Source organism: Hymenobacter terrigena (assembly GCF_054776515.1).
The window spans coordinates 379110-401052 of the sequence record NZ_BAAHBU010000005.1 but is presented as its reverse complement, the minus strand read 5'-3'; the positions used below and the strand labels follow the sequence as shown (position 1 = coordinate 401052).

Here is a 21943-nt window from a genome sequence, read left to right as displayed (position 1 = left end):
CTCAATAGACCTTGCGCCGGTGAAAAATCCGGCCGGTCTCGCAGTTTTTGGACTCCACGTGCGCCGGCTGCGCGAACAACGGCAGCTTAGCCAGCAGGCATTGGCCGACATGGCCGATGTGTCGAAGCTCACCATCCAACGCCTCGAACTCGCCAAATTCTCGGTAACTCTCGACATCCTGATTTCTCTCACCCGGGCCTTTGAAATTCCGCTACAAGAGCTAATGAATTGTCCTGGAATTGAAGCAGTGGACCAGCATAAGTAGGAGTAAAAAGGCTGATTGTTGCGTCTACTGCTCTGATGGCAATCATCTATTCGTACTCTTTTGAAAAGTAGAAGGTGCCAAGCAGCGGCTGCACGGTGTTATGACCTACCTACATGACTGTGCGATGGCTGGGTACCTTACGCGAGCTAGTCGATGCGCTGGCATTGACCTAATGCGGTGATAACGTTTCGCTTCTTCGCTGTCCATTGCTTAATGTCAGTTGCCCACATCCCGGGGCCTCGTAGCGAAAGGGCGGGGGTAGTTAAGCTCAAAAGAAACGAAAATGCTCAACCGGGTGGGGTCATTTTGGTCGAGAGCACATTTATTGCCCAATAGCAGGCATGGCCCCCTTGCGGGGGTCGCAGTGGACAAGGAAACGACAGAAAAACAGCCCGGTTATTCTGTGCAAGAATATCCGAATGGCCATTTAGGGCTTTCTATCAGCCTTTTTGAGAAGATGCGCGCATCATTGCGCGCAAAGCGCCTAAGGCAGTCTCTCTCGGATTTTTGGGAGGATTTCAGACTGCTGAAGCGTTTACACGAGCGTAACAGCCATCGTCACAATATTCGCCTCGTATTTTCATACCCAACGTAGTCTGTAATTAATATAGTTATATATCAGCTTTATTACTCATCAAATAACAGATTATCAATAATTTAAGAATATAATCTAAGCTTTAAGTCTACGGCCGGTAATTGTCAGTAATTTCCTCAATTCTACTAATATTCTTGCCCTGTATCTTGCTCAAATCAGCCTGTTTGTCACCGATGGCAGCGAACGGGCCGAACAGCTGATGCAAAAGCTCGACGCGTTAATGCCCGCTTTGGCAAGAATTGTTTGCAGGTGGCCACAGTGGGAAAGCGGCCCAGTGTGTGGCAGGGACAGCAGCGACAAACTCAAGCCTATACGACGGACTGGAATCAGCTGTGGACGATTAAGGGTTGATAGTTTAGGAATCGCAGTATAATGGCAAGCCATGCCATAGCCTCACCGCATGCCTCCGCAACAGGATTAACGGCAGCTTGGTAGTAACCTAACTAATAAGGCTGGCGTGGTCGGCGGCGCCGGTGAGCAGGGCAGCGTTTTGGGCCTTTATGGTTTCGAGGAGCACAGGCGTGAGCTAGTCGTAGTTCACAGCTCTGTAGCCGTCGGGACCGAGTGTAGCACAGGCGCTTGTTTTCCCCTACGGACCACAAGCCGCCTCATGACCTGCTCACTACATTTGGTCTCCTACCCGAAACCCCAACTCTTTTAAGCGCCCCCTTGCCGGCCATGAAAAAATTTACCGAATACACCCAGGAAGAATTGATGCAGGAAGCCGAACGCCGGGTTGAAGAAGCGCAGCGCACTGGGGCCGAAGAACTGCACCTGGATTTCTGGGCGGAGGATTATCAGGGAGAAATGCTGTTCCAATTGGTGGAAAGAGATACCGCGTTGCCACGCTTGGAACAACTTCCACATTCGGTTTATCAGCTTACGAATCTGAAAGAATTGCATGCATCGGGCAATGCAATTCAAACGTTACCTGAAGACATCAGAAAATTAATCAGTCTGCAATTAATCGATTTGGATTATAACCAACTCACGGCCTTACCTGAGAGCCTGGGTCAGCTTGGTCAGTTGTACACGTTGCGCCTTGTTCACAATCAACTCACGGCCCTACCCGAGAGCCTGGGCCAGCTTGGTCAGTTGAGAACACTGAATCTTACGAATAACCAACTCACGGCCCTACCCGAGAGCCTAGGCCAGCTTGGTCAGTTGCGAACACTGAACCTTATGAATAACCAACTCACGGCCCTACCCGAGAGCCTAGGCCAGCTTGGTCAGTTAAATAGCTTAGACTTAATGTCTAATCTATTTAAGACTTTGCCTGACACATTGGGCCAACTCAGTGAGCTAAAAATGCTGGATGTCCAATTTAATGACATTATCAACCTGCCCGAAAGCTTAGGAGAGCTTTGTCAATTAGACAGGCTGGAACTTGAGGGCAATCCACTTCCACCAGAATTAACAGCCATTTACGAGGAAAGTACGCAGGCGCTGTTAGCCTACCTCCGCGCCCCTAAAGTTGCCCTCTACGAAGCCAAACTAATACTGGTGGGCGAGAGGGAGGTGGGCAAAAGCTGCCTGCTGGGGGCCTTGCGGGGCGACCCGTGGGAGGAGAGGGTTTCTACCCACGGCGTGGAAATCAAGCCAGTGCCGGTGACTGACCTGGCCAGCGGGCAGGACATGACTCTGAACGGCTGGGACTTTGGCGGGCAGCAGGTGTACCGGCCCACCCACCAGCTGTTCTTTAGCTCCCCGGCCGTCTATCTGGTGGTGTGGAAGCCCCGTGAAGGCCAGCAGCAGGGGGCGGTACAGGAATGGATAAGGCTGGTGAAGTATCGCGAGCCAACCGCCAAAATCATTGTGGTGGCCACCCACGGCGGCCCCGGCCAGCGCCAGCCCGACATTGACAAGCAAGAGCTGTGGGACTTGTTTGGGCGCGATACCGTGGTGGGCTTTGCCTCCGTAAACAGCAAGGACGGCACCGACATTGAACGCCTGCGCACGCAAATTGCCGACATAGCAGCGGCACTACCCGAGATGGGCCGCCGGGTGCCCGAAAACTGGCTAGCCGCCCGGGCCGCCCTGCAAGCTTTGCCCGAGCCCTACTACAGCCGGGAAGAAATAGAGGCCCTGTGCCAGGTCCAGGGCATGAGCCTGACCGAGGCCGCGCGGTTTGTACGCGTGGCCCACGAGTTGGGCTACCTGATAAACTACCAGCACGACGAGCTGCTGCGCGACGTGGTGATTCTGAAGCCCGACTGGCTAACCAAGGCGCTGAGCTTTGTACTGGACGATGCCAGCACCCGCTCACGGCACGGCCTGGTAGCCTTTGAGCGCCTGGGCCAACTGTGGCGCAACCCCGCCCGGCCCATCACCGAGCACTACCCAGCCGCACTGCACCCAGTGTTCCTGCGGCTGATGGAGCGTTTCGAACTGTCGTACCGCATCACCGACGAAGTGGACAGCTCCCTGACCAAAAGCACCAGCCTAGTTGCCCAGCTGGTGCCCGACGTGCGCCCCGACCTGGCAGCTTGGGAAACCTACCCGGCCCCCTTGCAGCAAACTCAGCTGTGCCAGATTGTGGAAGCAAAGTTCGACCAGTCGGCCCCGGCTGAGGGAATTTTTTACCGGCTCATTGTCCGGATGCACCGCTATTCGCTGGGCCGGCGCGACTACGCCAACAGCCTGCACTGGCAGCGCGGGCTGGTGGTGGACGACGGCTACAACGGCCGAGCCCTGCTGGAGCACATCGGCAACGACATCAAGGTGACGGTGAAGGCCGTGTATCCCGAAAACCTGCTGAACCGGCTGACGGGCGACGTGCGCTGGCTGGTGGACAATTTCTGGAAAGGGCTGCGCTGCGATGTGATGGTGCCGTGCCAGGAGCCATGCGGGCGCCAGAGGCCGGGCATGGGCCTGTTCAATGTCGAAACCCTGATGGCTTATCGAATAAAAGGCGATATTGAATTTCCCTGCCTGGTATCCCGGTGCGTAACAAAGCAAAACATCGACTCGCTGCTGCGCAACGCCGCGCTGCCGGTCCCGACGGAAGTTGGCCCAGCTATTAACAAGCTGCTCACTGAAATTCAGGCCCTGCGGCAGCAACTAACCAACATGCAGAATGAGCAGCGGGAGCAAAACGCGTTGGAACTGGCCCGCATCAAGGAATTGCAGGATACAATTGCCAGCATGGTAGACACGGCGTTTACCAACCTGCTGGCCGCCCTCGACGACGATGGCCGTGAAGCCCCCCGCCTGTTCAGCCTGGAGCCGCTTGATGAGAACTGGCTGAGTTGGCCCATGGGCGCAGCGCGCCGGAAGTTCCGACTTACGCTCTGGTGTGAGCACACTCGCCTGCCCCTGAAGCTGTGGCATGGCCTCGACAGCACCGCCGGTGAGTACGTGCTGGAAGTGCCGAGGGAGTGGATTAGTGCAGCCGCGCCTTTCCTGAAAATGATGTTTACCACCCTAGCGGCCTCGATGCCGCTGCTGGCTGCGGCCGGCCCAGTTGGCGCGGCGCTGGGGGTATCGGTGGTGGCAGCCGGCCTTACTCTTGAGGGAGTGAAAAAGAACTTAGAAGCAGCTGCCAAAGCCACCGAGAACCTCAAAACCTGGCAGGAAGGCCGCCGCAAGACTCTGGGGACTGTAGGAGGTGCGATTCGGGAGGCTACCGCCACTGATGGGCCGATGCTCACGCTGCCCGAAATCATTAACAACGGTGGCCCAGAGCAGTCCAGCCAGGGGGCTTTGCGTAGCGTGCAAGATTTCCTGCGTAAAAATGACCCCAGCTTCGGCAACCTGGCCAGGGTGCGGAACCGGCAGCGCAAGGTATTGTGGGTATCTCCCCTGTTCGCCAAGGACCCAGAATACAACTAACTGCTGTATGTACTTAGGCGACGGCCTGCGCCCCGCTACCTCGTAAAAAGCCACACACGGCCAAGGGCTTCCTTAGCTACATCAGGCACCGCAGTTGCTTGCGTGCCCGCCCAATGTGCTTTTCAACTCGTTGCTCCGAGTTCTGCAACAGCCACGGTGGTTATTCTTCACAAGAATACCCAAACATGCTTCAGTGACGCAGAAACAAGATTTTTATGAATCTGCGCGCACTAGCGCGTACAAAAACATCTCTGAATAAAGTGCGCTGAAGTCCCACACGATGGCCTCCACTGCAAATCCGCTAGCCAGGGTTGATGAATCAGTCCAAGGTCAGTGAACGATGAGTCATGCACAAATACATATCTGATACATATTTAATTTGGGCCTATAATAAAACCTAACGAAATGCCCGCCCAGGCTCAAGGGTTACCGTAGCCAATCTGCTCACCTGCCTGTTGCCTCACAGGCTGGATATGCTACTCCTACAGGTTCGATGTAGCTTGCAGAAAATTTGCTTTTACTGAAATAATGGCCACCACATCCCACTCTACCCTCGTCAATTTCATCTTTGAAATTGCCAATAAGCTGCGCGGCCCCTACCGTCCACCCCAATACCGCAAGGTGATGCTGCCTCTCACCGTGTTGCGCCGCCTCGACCTCGTGCTCGAACCAACCAAAGAGGCGGTACTTAAAAAGCACGACGAGCTACAAGCCCGGGAGATGCCCCTGGAGCTACAACATGCCATCCTACTGAAGGCAGCTGGGCAGCCCTTCTATAACATCAGCAAGTACACCTTCCGCACCCTGCTGGGCGATGCCGACCATCTGGCCCAGAACCTGGTCACCTACATCAACGGTTTCTCGCCAGTGGTGCGCGAAATCTTCCAGCGGTTCAAGTTCGAGGCCGAAATCGCTACCCTGGACGATACCAACCGGCTGTTTCTTATCCTCAAAGACTTTGTTTCGGACGACATCAACCTGCACCCCCGCGACCTCAAGCCCTACCAGATGGGCCTGGTGTTCGAGGAGCTGATTCGGCGCTTCAATGAAGCCGCCAATGAGGAGGCGGGTGACCACTTCACCCCCCGCGAGGTAATCCGGCTCATGGCGGCCCTTACCTACGCGCACGACGAAGATGTGACGGGCGGCAAGGCCGTGGTACGCACCGTGTATGACCCCACCTGCGGCACGGGCGGGATGTTGTCGGTGTCGGAGGAGTACACTGCCGAGCTGAACCCGCACATGCATCTGGAGCTGTTCGGGCAAGACTACAACCCAGAGTCGTGGGCCATCTGCTGCGCCGACATGCTCATCAAGGATGAGCCCGTGAACAACATTGCCTTCGGCGACGTGCTGGGCGACGGCAAGAGCTTCGACGGCCACCCCACCGAGCGGTTCCACTACATGCTTGCTAACCCGCCCTTTGGCGTGAAGTGGGAGCCCCAGAAAGCCACCGTGGAGAAGGAATACGGTGCCCAGGGCTTCAGCGGGCGCTTCGGGCCGGGGCTGCCGCGCATCAACGAGGGTTCGCTGCTCTTCCTGCTACACATGCTCAGCAAGATGCACCCCAGCCCGGCGCAGGGCGGCGATGGCTCCAAGATTGCCGTGGTGTTCAACGGCTCGCCGCTGTTTGCGGGTGAGCCGGGGCCTAGCGAAAGCAATATTCGCCGCTGGGTGCTCGAAAACGACTGGCTCGATGCCATCGTGGCCCTGCCCGACCAGCTGTACTACAACACCGGCATCAATACCTACATCTGGCTGGTGAGCAACCGCAAGCCCGAGCACCGGCGCGGCCAGGTGCAGCTTATCGACGCTACCCGGCACTTCGTGAAGATGAAGAAGAGCCAGGGCAGCAAGCGCCACGAAATCGGCGATGGCCTGGAGGGACGCCCCAACCACATTGCCGACATCGTGCGCCTCTACGACGAGTACAAGGACGGCGGCACCAGCCGCGTGCTGGTCGAGGGCAAGGTGAATGAGGTCGTGTGCTCCAAAATCTTCGACACCCGCGAGTTTGGCTACCTGCGCCTCACCGTGGAGCGGCCTCTGCGCCTCAACTTCGTGGCTAGCCCCGAGCGCCTGGCGCGGGTGCAGGAGATGGGCGCTTGGAAAGCCCTGGCCGCCAGCAAGAAAAAGCACGGCTCGGAGGCGCACCGCGAGGAAATAGCAGCTGGCGAGAAAGAGCAGGCCCGCATTATGGCCGCGCTGACCCGCCTCAAGCCCGACGCCGTAGTACGCAACCGCGACGCCTTCGCCGCCATCCTGAAAGCCACTTGCAAGGGCGCCGGGGTGAAGCTGAGCGGCCCGCTGCAAAAGGCCATCCTGACGGCCCTGAGCGAGCGCGACCCCACCGCCGACATCTGCACGCTACCCAGCGGCCAGCCCGAGCCCGATACCGAGCTGCGCGATACCGAGCTGGTGCCGCTGCCCCCGGCCGTGCCCCTGCCGCTGCCCCTGAACTACACCAAGGACGCCGACAATACCGACCTGCTCAAGCTGGTGCGCCCGCACCTGGCCGCCCACTTTGCCCGCGAGGTGCTGCCCCACTGGCCCGATGCCTGGGCCGACTACACCAAAACCAAGCTGGGCTTCGAAATCCCGGTGTCGCGCTACTTCTACACCTATGAGCCGCCCCGCGAGCTGCCCGACATCGAGGCCGACATCAAAGGGCTGGAAGAGGAAATTCTGGAAATGCTAAAGGCTGTCACGGTATGAATAAAGTACCGTTTTCGCTGCCTTCTACCTGGCAAACTAAGCCACTCAAATTCGTTGTCACTTGCAACGATAACGCATTACCGGAGAACACAAACCCGGATTTTGAAATTGAGTACGTTGACATTTCCAGCGTTGATTTGATAAGTGGAATTAAATCAACGGAAGCAATGCTGTTTGAGAAGGCGCCCTCACGTGCCCGTAGGCGCGTTCAGCACGGTGACACCATAATTTCAACCGTGCGCACCTACCTAAAGGCAGTAGCAACGGTATGGAATCCGCCTTCTAACCTTGTCGTGTCCACTGGATTTGCCGTGCTTCGTCCTCAAGCGGAAATAGATGCCGGCTATTTGGGCTATTTCGCTAAATCTGAGAAATTCGTATCGGAGATAGTGGCTAATTCGACGGGGGTAAGTTACCCAGCAACTAATCCAACCGACATTCTACGATTGTCAATAGCGTATCCTCCGCTGCCCGAGCAACGCGCCATCGCTACCTTCCTTGACGAGCGCACGGCCCACCTCGACGGCCTCATCCGGCGCAAGGAGGACCTGCTGAAGCTGCTGGCCGAGCAACGCGCTGCCCTCATCACCCGCGCCGTCACGCGGGGCCTCGATGCCGCCGCGCCCCTGCAAGACTCGGGCGTGTCGTGGCTAGGGCAGGTGCCCGCGCACTGGGGCATGATGCCACTCAAACGCGATATTGAGTTTGTAACCAGCGGTTCGCGTGGCTGGGCGGAGTTCTATGCCGATGAAGGCCAACTCTTCATTCGTATTGGCAATCTGACCCGCGATGCCATCGCGTTGGACTTGTCCGACATTCAGTACGTGGCGGTGCCTGACAATGCAGAAGCCGAGCGTAGCTGCGTTCGGGCTGGTGATGTTATTGTGTCCATCACCGCTTACCTGGGCTCGGTAGCACTAGTACCGGAGGGCTTGGGCAAAGCCTACGTGAGCCAGCACGTTGCCCTCATCCGGCCTACTAGCGCCAAGCTGCTGCCCAAGTGGATTGCCTACTATATTTTGTCGGAAGTCGGCAAAACGTACTTGCAGATGCAGTCCTACGGCGGCACCAAGATTCAACTCAGCCTAGATGACATTCGCAACATACCAATGACGGCCCCGCCATTGGCTGAGCAGGCTTCCATTCTCGCCCACATTGACGAGGGCATGAAACGCTTCAAGGATATGGAAACGGCTACCAATGCCATCATTAAAAAGCTGCGCGAGTACCGTGCCGCCCTCATCACGGCCGCCGTCACGGGCCGCATCGACGTGCGGGCGGCCGTGGCCGTGCCGGAGCTGGTCGAAGCCTAACCCATCCCACCCTAGCAACTCTTTCTGCGCCGCCTACCCCGTGAAGCACCGCGAAATCCACTTTGAGGCCGCCCTGGAAGCCGCTCTCTGCACGCCGGCCGGTGGCTACACGGTGGGCACCACGCCGCTAGATGCCCGGCGCGGGCTTTTCGGGGCCGATGTGCTCGCCTTTATCGAGGCTAGCCAGCAACGGGCCTGGGCGCAGCTTTCCGGGATGCTGGGGGCCACCCTGGCCACCACCGTACTCGATACTCTGGGCCGTGAGCTGGCCAGCAAGGGCGCGCTACACGTGCTGCGCTACGGGTTCAAATGCTTCGGGCGCACGCTCCGGCTGGCCTACTTCGCGCCCAACACGGGCCTCAACCCCGATACCCAGGCGCTGTATGACCGCAACCAGGTGCGGGTGCACCGGCAGGTGCATTACCACCCCGACCGAGCCGGCCAGAGCATCGACGTGGTGCTGGCCCTCAACGGCCTGCCCGTGGCCACCCTGGAGCTGAAAAACCCGCTCACCGGCCAGACGGCTAAGGATGCCATTCAGCAGTATCAGCAGGAGCGCGACGCGCAGGCCCCGCTGTTCAAATTCAAGGAGCGGGCGCTGGTGCACTTCGCCGTGGACCCCGATACGGCCTGGATGACGACCCGCCTGCAAGGGGCCGATACGGTGTTCCTGCCCTTCAACCGGGGCAACCAGGGCGGGGCGGGCAACCCGCCCGTGGCCGAGGGCTACCGCACCCAGTACCTGTGGGAGGAGGTGTTGCAGCGCGACTCGCTGCTCGACCTGCTGGCCCGCTTCCTGCACCTCCAGACCGACCACACCACCGTGCGCCTGCCCGACGGCAGCACCGTACGCCAGACCCGCGAAACGCTCATTTTCCCGCGCTACCACCAGCTCCAGGCCGTGCGCGGGCTAGTGGCGGCGGCCCGCGCCCAGGGGCCGGGGCACAACTACCTCATCCAGCACTCGGCTGGCTCGGGCAAGAGCAACTCTATCGGCTGGCTGGCCCACCGCCTGGCCTCGCTGCACGATACCAACGACCGCAAGGTATTCGACACGGTGGTGGTGATTACCGACCGCCGCGTGCTCGACCAGCAGCTCCAGGACGCCATCTACCAGTTCGAGCATAGGCAGGGCGTGGTGATGAAGATTGACGAGAACACCCAACAACTCGCTAAGGCCCTGGCCGATGGCACGCCTATCGTCATCAGCACGCTCCAGAAGTTTCCCTACATCGCCCAGGCCCTCGATACCCTGGCCAAGCGCGGCGAGGCCACCCGCATCGACACCCGCGAGCGCCGCTTCGCCGTGGTGGTCGATGAAGCCCACAGCAGCCAGGGCGGCGAGGCCGCGCAGGAGATGCGCAAAATCCTGAACCGCGACGGCATCGAGGCCGCCCTGGCCGAGCAGCTCCTCGACCTAGACGAGGACGACCTGAGCCCCGCCGCCCGCGAGGAGATGGTGCGTGAGATGCTCAAGCGCCCCCGCCAGCCCAACCTGTCTTACTTCGCCTTCACGGCCACGCCCAAGTTCAAGACCCTGGCCGTGTTCAACGAGCCCGACCCGGCTACGGGGCTGCCGCCATTCCACCTGTATTCGATGCGGCAGGCTATCGAGGAGAAGTTCATTCTCGACGTGCTGGCCAACTACACCAGCTACCGGGCCTACTTCGGCCTCATCAAGTCCATTACCGACGACCCGCTGGTGCCCAAGCGCCAGGCCGCCGTAGCCCTGGCCCGGATGCTGGAGCACCACCCCACCAACGTTTCCTCGAAGGTAGAAGTCATCGTGGAGCACTTCCGGGCCTACACCCGCCACAAAATCGGCGGCAAGGCCAAGGCGATGGTCGTGACTGGCTCGCGCCTGATGGCCGTGCGCTACAAGCTGGGCTTCGACAAGTACCTGCGCGAAAAGGGCTATGCCGACATTCGCACGCTGGTAGCCTTTTCGGGCCAGGTGGTGGACCCCGACTTGCCCAACCAGACGTACACCGAGGTAGGCATTAACAAGGGCTTGGCCGAGCGCGAGCTGCCCGAGCGGTTTGCCTCCGACGAGTACCAGATTCTGCTGGTGGCCGACAAGTACCAGACCGGCTTCGACCAGCCCCTGCTGCACACCATGTACGTGGATAAGCGCCTAGCCGGCATCCAAGCCGTGCAGACGCTGAGCCGCCTCAACCGCATGGCCCCCGGCAAGGGCGACACCTTCGTGCTCGACTTCGTGAATGACCCCGAGGAAATCTACCTCGCGTTTAAGCCCTATTACGAGCGCACAGAGGCCGCCGGGCAGCCCGACCCGCACCACCTCTACGAGTTGCAGCATCGGCTCGAAGAAGCCCGTCTGTGGGAGGCCAGCGAGGTCGATGCTTTCTGCGACGTGTGGTTCAGCAATCGTCTTAAGCCCCTGGCCACCGACCACCAGAAGATGTACGCCATCCTCGACAAGGCCGTGGGCCGCTACGAGGCCCTGCCCGAACCCGAGCAGGATTTAATCAAGGGCCAGCTCACCAGCTTTCGTAACCTCTACGCCTTCCTTTCGCAGATTATCCCCTACCAGGATTCCAGCCTCGAAAAGCTGCACACCTACGGCCGCTTCCTGCTCACGCGCCTGCCCGCCCGCGCTGTGGACCAACGCTACCCCGTGGAGGACGATGTAACGCTGAAATACTACCGCCTGGAGCAGATTAACCAGGGCTCCATCAGCCTGAACGTGGGCGAATCCAGCCCGCTCTACGGCCCCAACGACGTGGGTACCGGCCGCGCTCAGGATGCGACCGTCAACCTCTCGCTGCTCATCACTACGCTCAACGCCCGCTTCGGCACCGAGTTCCTACCCGCCGACCAGCTATTCTTCGACCAGATTGTCGAGACGGCCATCCTCAACGCCCAGCTCCAGGACGTGGCCCAGGCCAACAGCCAGCAGAACTTCGAGTTCGTGTTCCGCAAGATGTTCGAGGGCTTCTTCGTGGAGCGCCTGGAGGGCAATGAGGAGGTATTCTCCCGCGTGTTCGGCGACGCCGAGCTGCGCCGAGCGGCCGAACAGTACCTCTCGGGGGAGGTTTACCGGCGCATCATGGCGCAAGTAGAAAAAGGTCAGAAAATGGATAGTGTTTAACAACTTATGCCGGAGTTCACTTCCGATGCTTATTATTGTCGGTGTAAGCGTTGCCTATACCCGACTGCCTGACATCATGCCGTCGCTCAGAGCAACTACCATATTGCTCAAAGCATATCTACCCGGCCAGAGATAGTTTGGAAATCAGCTTCGATACCATTGCCCTGCGTACCCTCTGTGAAGACCCAGCGGTAGCGGATGCGGCTTACAACCTGTCCGTGGCCGCCTCGCTACGTAGTCGCCTAGCTGATTTGGCAGCGGCTACTAGCGTGTACGACTTGCCGGTGGGCACCCCTCGGCCATTCAATCCTGACGAGCCGACTCGGTATGTGCTCGACCTATTCCCTCCCTACACGTTGCATTTCTGTTCGGCCCATGTGAAGCCCCCCCACCTGCCTACGGGGGAAGTGGATTGGCATAAAGTCAACCGTATCAAATTACTTGCTATTACTCGAAAGTCATGACTAAAACTTCCGCTTTCCAGCCCGCTTGGGCCTGCCCCCCAGGCGCTACCATGGTCGATATTCTCCGCGAGCGGCAACTCTCCGTGGACGCCTTCGCAGAGCAGATGTGCTGGTCAATCGCTTACACCGAGGGGCTAATCGGCGGTACTGCTCCGCTGACGGAAGAAGTAGCAAGGCGACTAGCTAAACATCTGGGTGCGTCAACAGACTTCTGGATTCGCCGCGAAGGGCAATACCAAGACGCACAGCAGCGTCTAAGCCGGCAGGAATTGCAAAGTTGGGTGAAGTCGCTGCCTACCAAAGATATGGTGCGGGCCGGCTGGATTTCGAACGCAACTGACTTAATAGAGGAATGTCTACGATACTTTAATGTAGCCAACTTGGCGGCATGGCAGAGACGATACGCCACGCCGCTGACGGCAGCGGCCTTTCATACTTCTACAACGTTTGCATTGCAGCCTGGCCCAGTCGCTGCATGGCTTCGTTACGGTGAAATTGAGGCCGAGCGGCGTGACTGTCAGCCCTGGAATCCCACGCTGTTAAACAGCCAGTTGCCTGCAATCAAGCGTCTAACCAAGCAGAAGGACCCAGCCATCTTCCTGCCTCAACTAATCGCCTTGTGCGCTGACTGCGGAGTAGCTGTTGTAGTAGCGCGGGCCCCAGCGGGCTGCGTGGCTAGTGGTGCAACCAAATTTGTGTCACCCGACCGGGCATTGCTTATGCTGAGCTTCCGTCACCTAACGGACGACCATTTTTGGTTTACATTTTTCCACGAGGTAGGTCATCTGCTGCTGCACGGCCCCAACGAACTGTTTCTAGAAGGGGCGGGTAAAGATGTTTGGGACGAGCGCAAGGAAGAAGAAGCTAATTCATTTTCAGCCGACTTGCTTATTCCCCCATCTTTGCGCCCGCGCCTGCCACGCCTGCCCTTAACTAGGCGCGGCATCGTCACCTTTGCTATTGAAGCAGGCACGTCGCCTGGCATCGTAATTGGTCAGTTGCAACATCTAGGCCGCGTCCCACATCAGAAACTTAATACCTACAAGCGGCGCTACGAATGGCCAGAATAAGCACTGAGGCTAGCCCGAAAAGTGGGTATAGGTCACCGGATTCTTCTGCCAGTTGCAAAGGGCATCCTCTAGCACTTGAAAGCCGAATGGTAGTTGGAGGTAGACTTCAAGCTGAGCTAGGTCATTCGTTAATGCTGTTGCGCTAAAGTTGGAGTTGACATCGCCTCCGAATAGCAGACGGACACCACGAAGGGGGCCAGTAGCTTGATGTAGATATGCTGAGCCTGGTACTAGGGTAGCAATGCCCAGCTTACCAAGCATACAGAGATAATCAAAACGTGCAGTGCGTCCGAACCTGAGGACCTCTTCTAGTCCCTGATACAGATAGTCAAACGCCTGTTGAGGAGTGCCGGCAGCTTGGGCCGCTTTGTGCAGTGCGTCATGGCCGCCCGCGTCCTTCACCCAGCTAACGTAACCGGCAACCGTATCAGCCGTGCCGGCACCGGTGCCGGGTGGTACCAAGCTCTCGTATTTGCGGTGGTTGCCGAAACTGCCCGCTTGGCGCAAAGTAGCCTCGTTGGCGACCAGCCACCGCCGGAAACCTTGAAGGTCGGTGCTCACGCGGGCCCAGGTCCAAGGGTTGCCACTGCCTAAGTCACCATACACGGCCCGTAGCAACCCCCAGCCGCGACGATTGCTCTTACCGAAATGCGTAGATAGAAAAACCAGCCAGCAGGCTTCTTCTAAGTTCCCATGCTGGTGCTGCCATACGGCAGCCACAATTGGATTGAATGAGGAGGAGGCAGCATCGGCTACCGTTGCACCTTGGATACGCCGCTGTCCAATAACGGTGGCGTAGCGCACGCGCTTGATACTGTCAATCAGTTGAGCCGCCAAGCAGTCGAGGCTGGCGGGTAACTGTACTCCTGGTAGAGCTGGATTGGTAAAGCGCGAAAGCCGAGTGGCAAGGGCCTGGGCTTGCGGAATATCCTTGCGGTTCATTTGGAAACATAAGCATGGTGAGCAATCCAACTGCGGAGCAATTTTAGAAAAGCCGCTGTAACTCCAAAGCTACTCTGTATGTTGTGATTATAGCCGAGTACGCGCACCGGGCGGCCCAGTTTAATTCCAGCAAGCATCGTAATTGTGCCTTCGTATGCAAAACCCGGCACTGGAACCCCACTGCGGCGTGGCAGTGCCCAGGCAGCGACTGGCAAACAGTTAAGTGTGATGCCCGCCATAGACTCAAACTGGCGCACCACTGCCCGACCATTCAGCACCAACGTTTGCAGCGCGGACTGCTGCACCAAGCGTGCCAACACGTCAACGTTAAGCGCAGCCAATGACGCTTGCTGCCGCGCAGTCAGTGCGCTCCATTTGCAACTAGTTGCGTACGGCACAAGGTCAAGGTGGCAGGCACCCTCCCCCGGAAAATAATAGGAAGTCCCCAGGCCGGAAATTAAATAATCCAAGGGCTTGAACCAGCGGTCGTAAGGGTTGCGGTTAAAATAGGTAGCGCAAGCGGCTTCTACTATGCTGGCGTGATGAGGCGTAGCTAGCGCCCAACTGGTGAGTTCCATCTGTTCCAACGTTGGAAATCTGCGCATATCCCCCTGCAGAGCCATTCCCTGCGCATCCACAAATTCGAGGTTACTAGGGTTTAGACCGACCGTTGCGACTGTGGCACTTTCCAATGCGCCGAAATATGGCACAGGACAAGCCCATGGGATAATTTCTGCCTGCGCTTCGGCGGCGGCCGGCAGTAGGGCAAACGTTGTCATAAATTCAAGCACACCACTCATCACGTTCGCACAACGAAGCCAGCCCTTTTGTTCACGTAAGTATCGAACACATTGGTACTCAAATCGGCTGCTGCTGCTACTAAATTGCTGTTATTCGCTGGTGCTGTCTTACTCAAATGATAGAGTTGGAGTAGCCTAAGTAAGTCCAGCCAGTAGGGGGATAAAGCTAAGTCATTCGAGTCGAGGCCGCCTCCCTGTCTAATGCGCTCTTCGGCTGCTACTACCTGACCAATGGCAGGCCATGGGTCACCGAGAGGCATGGGCGGCATAACCCGCGTGGTGGGCTGTACACCCTCATTAAGATATTGCTGAGCTTTATTAATTTTATTATCGTACAGGTGCATGCTGCCCACGAAGTGGTAGTAGCTGCCTAGAACTGTGCCTAACGAACGTGCCACAAGTTCCTGGAGCATTGTGAACGTAAATATGTCATGGGGTAATCCTAGGTAGGCATCGTTGGAGCGCATATGCACAACTAAGTGCAGTCGTTCGTCGCGCAATAGAAATTGCAGCGTACAGGTACATGGCACCTCATGGTGACCGCTGGCAACATCTTCGGCATCGAAAAGCTGGATGACTGCTTGACGTGAAGTTGGTTTGCGCCGCAGTAACTCAATGATATTAGCTACTTGGTCGTACTGTCCGCGAAAATTGAACAGCCGAGGGCCATATCCGCCATCCACTTCACGCAGAGAAGGGTCTAGTTGGCGATAGTATTTTAGGTAGTATGAAATCATGGCTACGTCATTTCGCTTAGCCAAGTACCAGAGCAATTCGCCGATGGCGCTGAATAGGGTTCCTTTAGTTTCTGTGCGACTGAGCCGGGCCAGAGGATTAGTGAGGTGTAACCGGCAACCTATAGATTCAGAGGTAGCGCCGCGAGTGGCTACTATAGAAAATGGCCCTTTTAGTAAGGCGGTTAGTACGACCTTCATCAGGTCATCAACGGTGCTCGCTGTAACGTCAAGGCTGGGTAGAAGCATGGGCATATCAGAGCAGTGTAGGGTAGTGTGGTACTGCTGCGACAAAGTAGGCTTAATTTATTCGATAAATAGCACATAGTCGCAGCTAAATACAATATTGACCCGTGAGCTTGCGGATGCGACAAGCGCCATACGGTTGATATGCTGAGCGCCAAGGGCGTGAACAATTATCTTGTAGAGCGGGTAGTAGATGGACGAAGGCGGTCTGTAGTCTTACTTTAACATGAGCACATAGTGTACTCGAAGCAACCTAGCATATAAATGTGTAATTCAACGTGTAATTTGAAACTAAAACAGCCACCTAGCAATGAAGCTAAATGGCTGTTAATCAATGAGCGAGAAACGAGGTTCGAACTCGCGACCCTCAGCTTGGGAAGCTGATGCTCTACCAACTGAGCTACTCTCGCGGGAATACTTGGTGCCACGAAATTACGCCAAAGAACCGAAACGGCAACGCCGGAAAAGCAAACGGCCAACCCCACCTTTGCGGGCATCGTATGCACTGTTGATAATGGCCACTCCTCCCCTCCCTCCTGCTACCCAACGTTTGGTAGGCCTGCTGCTGATATTTAGCGGCGTGCTTTTGGGCATTGGTTTGTTGTTGAAAGTAGCTGTAGGAGCCTATTCCTGGAATGCGGGCAGCCCGGAAAGCCCCTCCGCGTTGATGCTGTCGGTAAACCTGGTGGGCCTACTGGCCAGCGGCTTGCTGATGCGTTTGGGCTTGCGGATGCGGCGCGGCACCAGTGCGCATCGGAATCCCAACGCCGACGAAATTCTCTAAATCTGCGGCGGCAACGCGACCTTTGCGCCATGTCATCTCCTCTGCGCATCTCGCTGGCCAAGGCCAATACCGCCACCGCCGCCCAACTGGCCGATTTAGGCCGCCAAACGTTTCAAGACACCTTCGCCGCCACCAATACCCCGGCGGATATGGCCGCGTATCTGGCCGAGAACTTCGGCCCGGATATCCAGATGGCCGAATTGCAGGACCGCGAAAACACGTTTTTGCTAGCGCATATGCAGAATGAGTTGGTGGGCTACGCCAAGCTGCGCGACAACTCAGCACTGGGATTGCCCGAAGGCCAGGATGCGGCCGGCCGGCTCGAAATCGAGCGCCTGTATGTGCGCGACGATTGGCAGGGTACCGGCTTGGGTGCGGCCCTGATGCGCGGCATCCTTGCCCTGGCGGAGCAGCTGCACTGCACGGCCGTGGTGCTGGGCGTGTGGGAGAAAAACGACAAGGCCCGCGCTTTTTACCAGCGGTTTGGCTTCCGCGAGGTGGGCCAGCACGAGTTCCGGCTGGGCCAGGACGTGCAGACGGACCTGATTTTGCGCAAGGGCATGGCCGGCCGCTAAAGCGCCTACTTTTACGAATGCCTATGCCAGCTATTACGCGCCAGACTAATCTCTATTCCCTTCGTAAAAGGGGCACTTTGCTGGGCGCGTTTCTGGGTATATTATTGACGGCGTGCCAGCCCAAGCACGAGCAAACGGCAGAAGCCACCACGCCCCCGGTTGGACACTACGAAGGCAGCCTCAGCGCCACCGGGCAGCCCGAGGCGCGGGCCGCGCTCGACATTCGCCACCCCAGCCCGGGCCATTATGAGGCCGAATTCACTGCCCCCGGCACGCTCAGCTTCGTGGCCGACACCATTGTTTTCAGCAACAACCAACTGCGCCTGACGCGGCCCGCCCGGCCCGGCCAGACGCTGGCCCTGACGCTGGACGGCGACTTCTGGCGCGGCATTCTCACGCTGGATTCGACCAAGGCCACCACCATTCTGGTGAAGCGTGGCGTGCCCACACCCAGCGCCTACCACACCGAAGAAGTGCCGCAGGCCAACGGCTCGGCCTGGCTGTTTGCGCCCGCCGACACGGGCACGCCCGGCGCGGCCCTGGCCCTGCTGCCCGATGCCGAAACGGCTCCCACCGCCGCCATCTGGGCCGATGCGCTGGCCCGCGAAGGCCTCATCGTGCTGCTGCTCCCGCCCGCCGATTCGGCCACGGCCGCCGATGAAACGCCACGCCTACAGGCCGCCCTGCGCCTGCTACGCGGCACCGCCGGGGCCGACACGGCCAACGTGGGGGCGTGGGCAGCTGGCAGCCGGGCGACCACGCTGGCCTCGGCGCTGACCGGACCGGGCGCGCCCCGGACAGCCTTTTTCATTGCCCAAAACCCGGCGGTGGATGCCAATACCCGCGCCTCGTTTCGGGAGCTGCGCAACCGCAAAATGCCCTTGCTGGGCCTGTACGGCGGAACGGGAGCCACAACCCGGGCGGCCGCCATGCGCAATGCCCTGGGCGGGCGGCGCGGCGCGGCCGTGCTGGCTTTCCGCGCCACCGGCCCCGATTTGCTGCTGCCGGGCGGCGGAGCCTTCGGGCCGGGCCTGCCCGGTGCTGTGGTAGAATGGCTCCAGGGCAAGTAGCAGGGCAATACCCACGGGCTAAAAGGCCGCGTACTCAAGGATGGTAATGTACGACGCGCCCCTGGCAGTGGTGCCGTGCCCACGCAGTTGAAGCCTGGTTTCATTCACCACCAGGAGCTCATAGCTGGCTGGTGGGACGCCCGGGAAACTCATTTCGAGGTTGCTCTGGTTGGCGTCGAAGGCCCAGGTGCCGGTCACGGTTTGAGGGTCGGAAGCCGCACATTTGGTCGTGCCTTCGTCTTTGATTAACTGGTTTGGGATGTTGAAGCGGTAGAAGTTGTCGCGTTCGCAGGCGGCCATCTGCGCATAAACGTCCACGGCGCCGTTCGCACCAGCCTCATCGTACAAGTAGCCTGTGAGGCGCCATTTGGGCGTGCTGAGCTTGTTGGGGCGGGTGGCAACGGCCGTGATAACCGGCAGCGCCGTATTCTGCCCCGATACCACCGCCACGTTGGCCAGCGTATTGGGCGGGTAGTAAGCCAGAAACGCAAACGTCGTGATGCCGCCCAGGTAAGTGGCGTTGAACTCCACGTAGTAGTTGCCGGGCGGGAGGCTGGGGAACGAGAAAGCGCCGGTGCTGGTGGGCGTGGCCGTGGCGCTGAAACGGGTGGTGGCCTCGGTTACGGTCACGAGCGTGACGGCGCCAGCGGGCGCAATGGTGCCGCTCAGCGAGCCGCTGGTTTGCTGCACGGCTACGGCCGGCACCTGCGTGGTAGCCCCCGCTGTCACCACCGCCGTTGCCGGGGCCGGGGCGATGTAGGTGGCCGCCGGGGCGAAGCTCAGCACGTAGGAGCCGGCCGCCAGGCCGGTAAACTGAAAGGTGCCCGTTGTGGTCACGGCCGCCGTGGCGGAGGTGCCGCCGGGACCAGCTGCCGTTACAGTGGTCACGGCATTGGCCGGGGTCACCTGTCCGCTGATGCCCCCGGGGGCCGGCGCGGCGGGGTCTTCTTTTTTTGAGCAGGCGGTGAGGAAGAGCAGGCAGCCGGCCAGCAGCATCAGCAAAAAGCGTAGAGGGTGCATCATAATTAGCAAAGCGAATAAAATTCAAGCAGTAAACCACCCGAAAGTTAACGCCTTACCGAAGATACTGCCGGGGGCCGGCCACGCCCGACGCTACAGCAGCAGCAGGCCCTTCTCGCGCAGCAGGGCCCAGGCCGGGCTTTGCAGGAAGGCCTCGAACGAGCCTTCGGTGGTGGGGAAAGTGGCGGCGGCGTCCTTCAACAGCACTTTGGTGTCGAAATCCTGGCTGAGCTGGGTGAGGAGCTGGTGCAGCCAGCGGCCGGCGGCTTCGGTGGTTTTCACCTCGAAATCCTCGGCCTGCTCGTAGCAGGTGAGCACGGCGCGGGGGGCTTTTTTGCCGGCTTCGAGGCGGATTTCGGGGGCGTTGCCGAGCCAGAACAGGCGCTGGTTCTGGCGGGCGAAATCGGGCTTGTCGGATGCTTGCAGGGCCTGCTGCACCAGGTGGCGTGGGGTGGTGGGGCGCGGCGTTTTGAAATCGAACCAGCGGGCCAGGGGCTCATCCAGCGCCACGCCGTGCAGGTAGTTATACAGCGACTTGGCTAGGCCGGGGCCGAAGGCTTCGTGGTCGGTGCCGAGGGGGTCGTCGTGCCAGAGGTCGTTCCAGGCGAAACCGGCGGGCTCCGGGCCGATGGCTTCGACCTGGTACTTCGCGGGGTTCTTGCCCACGGGCGAGTGCGCCGTCATCGAAAAGCGGTGCCAGTAGCCGCTCTGCACCACGCCGGCCGCGAACAGCTGGCGCACCACTTCGAGGCTGTCCACCGTTTCCTGGGCGGTTTGGGTGGGGAAGCCGTACATCAGATAAGCGTGCACCATGATGCCGGCCTGCGTGAATCCGTCCGTGACGCGGGCCACCTGGGCGATGGTCACGCCCTTTTCCATCAACGCCAACAGCCTATCCGACGCCACTTCCAGGCCGCCCGAAACGGCGATGCAGCCCGAGGCGGCCAGCAGCCGGCAGAGGTCGGGCGAGAAGGTTTTCTCGAACCGGATATTACCCCACCAGGTGATGGCCACGCGGCGCTTCAGCAGCTCGATGGCGAGGTCGCGCAGGGCCAGTGGCGGGGCGGCTTCGTCCACGAAGTGAAAGCCGGTCTGGCCGGTTTGCCGAATGATTTGCTCGATTCTATCCACCAGCAGCGTGCTGGGGGCCGTTTCGTACCGCGAGATGTAGTCCAGCGTCACGTCGCAGAAGGAGCAGCGCTTCCAGTAGCAGCCGTGGGCCACGGTGAGCTTGTTCCAGCGGCCGTCGCTCCAGAGACGGTGCATGGGGTTCAGCACTTCCAGCACCGAGAGGTACTCGGTGAGGGGCAGGTCGGAGTAGTCGGGCGTGCCCACTTCGGCATGCGGCACGTCGGGGTAAGGGTGGTTGATGTATTCTATTTGCGCTTGCGCGTTGCGGCGGAAGGTGCGCTGTAGCAGGCTGCTGGGGTCCTGGGCGTAGAGCACGGACTGCAACGCACAATGCACACCATCAGCCACTTCTTTGCCCGATGCCAGCATGCCAGCTACTGAGCTGTGCTCTGCATCACGAGCTTTTTGCTCTTTCAAGCCGCCCAGATATTCCAGCAGCCGCAGCCAAGGCCCTTCGCCATCGTCCAGCGTCAGGTAGTCGATGTAGTCGAAAAACCGGGGTTCCTGAATGGTGCGCAGCTCAGTGTTTGGGTAGCCGCCACCCATCACGGTCATCGTTTCAGGGCTGATTTCCTTGATGTGCTTCGCCAGCCGCAACGCGCCGTAGAGGTTGCCAGGGAAGGGCACGGTGAAGCCCACCACATCCGGCTGCACCCGCGCCAAAAGCGGCTCCAACTCCTCCAGCAGCATGCGGTCGAGCAGGTTGGGGGCGCCTGCCAGCTCCTGGTGCAGGGGCTCGAAGCTGGTGGCGGAGAGAGCCAGCTTTTCGGCATAGCGCGAGAAGCCGAAGTGCGGCCCCACGGTTTCCTTGATGAGGTCGGCGAGGTCTTCGAGGTAGAGCGTGGCCAGGTGGCGGGCCTGGTCGGTGAGGCCCATGGTGCCGAAGGCGGTTTCGAGGTCGGCCACGTTGTCGAAACGACTGGCTTCGGGCAGGAAACGGCCGTGGCAAATGCGTGGGGCCAGCGTAAGGTCCTTGTTCTGGAGAAACCGAATGACCGGGCCGATGGTGGCCAGGTAGCGGTTCTGGAGCCGCAGCATGCGCCTGGCGTTGTCACTCAGGTCAAAATTCCCGGCTTCAATTTCCTGAAAAACCCGCTGTAGTCCGGCCGCTGAAAACAGCCGCAGCACCAGCTGCAAACCCATATCAGCCTGGGTCACATCGTAGCCGCGCCCGCCCAGAAAACCCTTGATGTAGGCCGTGGCCGGGTACGGGGTGTTGAGCTGCGTGAGCGGCGGCGTCAGGAGCAGGATGCGGGGCGAGTGGTTCGACACAGTG

Annotated in this window: 15 protein-coding genes, 1 tRNA gene and 1 pseudogene; 10 read left to right on the top strand and 7 right to left on the bottom strand. The window is 59.2% G+C overall.

The genetic code is table 11. The features are described 5' to 3' along the window. Positions 1 to 19 precede the first annotated feature (19 nt). Both ACYU7Q_RS20845 and ACYU7Q_RS20840 read left to right on the top strand, forming a co-directional pair. Positions 20 to 265, top strand: a complete 246-nt coding sequence (locus ACYU7Q_RS20845) for a helix-turn-helix domain-containing protein (protein WP_460611387.1) — start codon at positions 20 to 22, stop codon at positions 263 to 265. An 820-nt stretch (positions 266 to 1085) separates the two neighbouring features. After that, positions 1086 to 1211, top strand: a pseudogene (locus tag ACYU7Q_RS20840) (DUF4113 domain-containing protein); the annotation flags it as partial. Between the two features lie 306 nt (positions 1212 to 1517). Here ACYU7Q_RS20840 and ACYU7Q_RS20835 read toward each other — a convergent pair. Continuing rightward, a complete protein-coding gene (locus ACYU7Q_RS20835; RefSeq protein ID WP_460611420.1) occupies positions 1518 to 1763 on the bottom strand; it encodes a hypothetical protein in 246 nt (81 codons plus the stop codon). Between ACYU7Q_RS20835 and ACYU7Q_RS20830 the strand changes: the two genes are divergently transcribed. From ACYU7Q_RS20830 to ACYU7Q_RS20810, 5 genes are all read left to right on the top strand, one after another. Continuing rightward, entirely contained in the window at positions 1668 to 4691 is a 3024-nt protein-coding gene (locus ACYU7Q_RS20830; RefSeq protein ID WP_460611419.1) for a COR domain-containing protein, read from the top strand. The genes ACYU7Q_RS20835 and ACYU7Q_RS20830 overlap by 96 nt on opposite strands. 528 nt (positions 4692 to 5219) lie before the next feature. Beyond that, positions 5220 to 7406 (top strand): type I restriction-modification system subunit M, encoded by a 2187-nt coding sequence (locus ACYU7Q_RS20825; RefSeq protein WP_460611386.1) that lies wholly within the window; start codon positions 5220 to 5222, stop codon positions 7404 to 7406. Further along, on the top strand, positions 7403 to 8719 hold the full coding sequence (locus ACYU7Q_RS20820) for a restriction endonuclease subunit S (protein WP_460611385.1): 1317 nt from the start codon (positions 7403 to 7405) through the stop codon (positions 8717 to 8719). Before ACYU7Q_RS20825 ends, ACYU7Q_RS20820 begins: the two co-directional genes overlap by 4 nt. A gap of 40 nt (positions 8720 to 8759) precedes the next feature. Beyond that, the gene (locus tag ACYU7Q_RS20815; protein ID WP_460611384.1) at positions 8760 to 11831 is read left to right on the top strand and encodes a type I restriction endonuclease subunit R; all 3072 of its coding nucleotides are present in this window, start codon (positions 8760 to 8762) and stop codon (positions 11829 to 11831) included. Between the two features lie 514 nt (positions 11832 to 12345). Continuing rightward, a complete protein-coding gene (locus ACYU7Q_RS20810) occupies positions 12346 to 13365 on the top strand; it encodes an ImmA/IrrE family metallo-endopeptidase (protein ID WP_460611383.1) in 1020 nt (339 codons plus the stop codon). A 9-nt stretch (positions 13366 to 13374) separates the two neighbouring features. On the opposite strand, the gene ACYU7Q_RS20805 is transcribed toward ACYU7Q_RS20810, so the two are convergent. The 4 genes from ACYU7Q_RS20805 to ACYU7Q_RS20790 all read right to left on the bottom strand — a co-directional run bounded on the left by ACYU7Q_RS20805 (position 13375) and on the right by ACYU7Q_RS20790 (position 16497). Continuing rightward, positions 13375 to 14307: an alpha-glutamyl/putrescinyl thymine pyrophosphorylase clade 3 protein gene (locus ACYU7Q_RS20805; RefSeq protein ID WP_460611382.1), complete on the bottom strand. Its 933-nt coding sequence runs from the start codon at positions 14305 to 14307 to the stop codon at positions 13375 to 13377. Further along, complete coding sequence (locus tag ACYU7Q_RS20800) at positions 14304 to 15086, bottom strand: hypothetical protein (protein WP_460611381.1); 783 nt, start codon at positions 15084 to 15086, stop codon at positions 14304 to 14306. The genes ACYU7Q_RS20805 and ACYU7Q_RS20800 overlap by 4 nt, the downstream gene beginning before the upstream one ends. A gap of 20 nt (positions 15087 to 15106) precedes the next feature. Beyond that, entirely contained in the window at positions 15107 to 16096 is a 990-nt protein-coding gene (locus ACYU7Q_RS20795; RefSeq protein ID WP_460611380.1) for a thymidylate synthase, read from the bottom strand. A 328-nt stretch (positions 16097 to 16424) separates the two neighbouring features. Next, a tRNA-Gly gene (locus tag ACYU7Q_RS20790) sits at positions 16425 to 16497 on the bottom strand. A 104-nt stretch (positions 16498 to 16601) separates the two neighbouring features. On the opposite strand from ACYU7Q_RS20790, the gene ACYU7Q_RS20785 reads away from it, so the two are divergent. Genes ACYU7Q_RS20785 through ACYU7Q_RS20775 form a run of 3 tightly spaced genes read left to right on the top strand, consistent with a single transcriptional unit; the run spans position 16602 to position 18516 of the window. Beyond that, complete coding sequence (locus ACYU7Q_RS20785) at positions 16602 to 16871, top strand: hypothetical protein (protein ID WP_460611379.1); 270 nt, start codon at positions 16602 to 16604, stop codon at positions 16869 to 16871. A gap of 29 nt (positions 16872 to 16900) precedes the next feature. Further along, the gene (locus ACYU7Q_RS20780) at positions 16901 to 17446 is read left to right on the top strand and encodes a GNAT family N-acetyltransferase (RefSeq protein WP_460611378.1); all 546 of its coding nucleotides are present in this window, start codon (positions 16901 to 16903) and stop codon (positions 17444 to 17446) included. Positions 17447 to 17469: 23 nt separating this feature from the next. Next, positions 17470 to 18516 (top strand): hypothetical protein, encoded by a 1047-nt coding sequence (locus ACYU7Q_RS20775; protein WP_460611377.1) that lies wholly within the window; start codon positions 17470 to 17472, stop codon positions 18514 to 18516. 18 nt (positions 18517 to 18534) lie between these two features. Here ACYU7Q_RS20775 and ACYU7Q_RS20770 read toward each other — a convergent pair whose 3' ends face one another. Both ACYU7Q_RS20770 and ACYU7Q_RS20765 read right to left on the bottom strand, forming a co-directional pair. After that, a complete protein-coding gene (locus tag ACYU7Q_RS20770) occupies positions 18535 to 19539 on the bottom strand; it encodes a hypothetical protein (RefSeq protein WP_460611376.1) in 1005 nt (334 codons plus the stop codon). A 90-nt stretch (positions 19540 to 19629) separates the two neighbouring features. Further along, complete coding sequence (locus tag ACYU7Q_RS20765) at positions 19630 to 21939, bottom strand: B12-binding domain-containing radical SAM protein (RefSeq protein ID WP_460611375.1); 2310 nt, start codon at positions 21937 to 21939, stop codon at positions 19630 to 19632. Between the last annotated feature and the right edge of the window lie 4 nt (positions 21940 to 21943).

Excerpts from the sequence above, each read along its gene's own strand:
- ACYU7Q_RS20780 (WP_460611378.1), top strand. The coding sequence starts at position 16,901 with ATGTCATCTCCTCTGCGCATCTCGCTGGCCAAGGCCAATACCGCCACC.
- ACYU7Q_RS20805 (WP_460611382.1), bottom strand. The coding sequence starts at position 14,307 with ATGAACCGCAAGGATATTCCGCAAGCCCAGGCCCTTGCCACTCGGCTT.
- ACYU7Q_RS20770 (WP_460611376.1), bottom strand. The coding sequence starts at position 19,539 with ATGATGCACCCTCTACGCTTTTTGCTGATGCTGCTGGCCGGCTGCCTG.
- ACYU7Q_RS20810 (WP_460611383.1), top strand. The coding sequence starts at position 12,346 with ATGGTCGATATTCTCCGCGAGCGGCAACTCTCCGTGGACGCCTTCGCA.
- ACYU7Q_RS20835 (WP_460611420.1), bottom strand. The coding sequence starts at position 1,763 with ATGCAATTCTTTCAGATTCGTAAGCTGATAAACCGAATGTGGAAGTTG.
- ACYU7Q_RS20820 (WP_460611385.1), top strand. The coding sequence starts at position 7,403 with ATGAATAAAGTACCGTTTTCGCTGCCTTCTACCTGGCAAACTAAGCCA.
- ACYU7Q_RS20800 (WP_460611381.1), bottom strand. The coding sequence starts at position 15,086 with ATGACAACGTTTGCCCTACTGCCGGCCGCCGCCGAAGCGCAGGCAGAA.
- ACYU7Q_RS20795 (WP_460611380.1), bottom strand. The coding sequence starts at position 16,096 with ATGCCCATGCTTCTACCCAGCCTTGACGTTACAGCGAGCACCGTTGAT.
- ACYU7Q_RS20785 (WP_460611379.1), top strand. The coding sequence starts at position 16,602 with ATGGCCACTCCTCCCCTCCCTCCTGCTACCCAACGTTTGGTAGGCCTG.
- ACYU7Q_RS20825 (WP_460611386.1), top strand. The coding sequence starts at position 5,220 with ATGGCCACCACATCCCACTCTACCCTCGTCAATTTCATCTTTGAAATT.
- ACYU7Q_RS20775 (WP_460611377.1), top strand. The coding sequence starts at position 17,470 with ATGCCAGCTATTACGCGCCAGACTAATCTCTATTCCCTTCGTAAAAGG.
- ACYU7Q_RS20830 (WP_460611419.1), top strand. The coding sequence starts at position 1,668 with ATGCTGTTCCAATTGGTGGAAAGAGATACCGCGTTGCCACGCTTGGAA.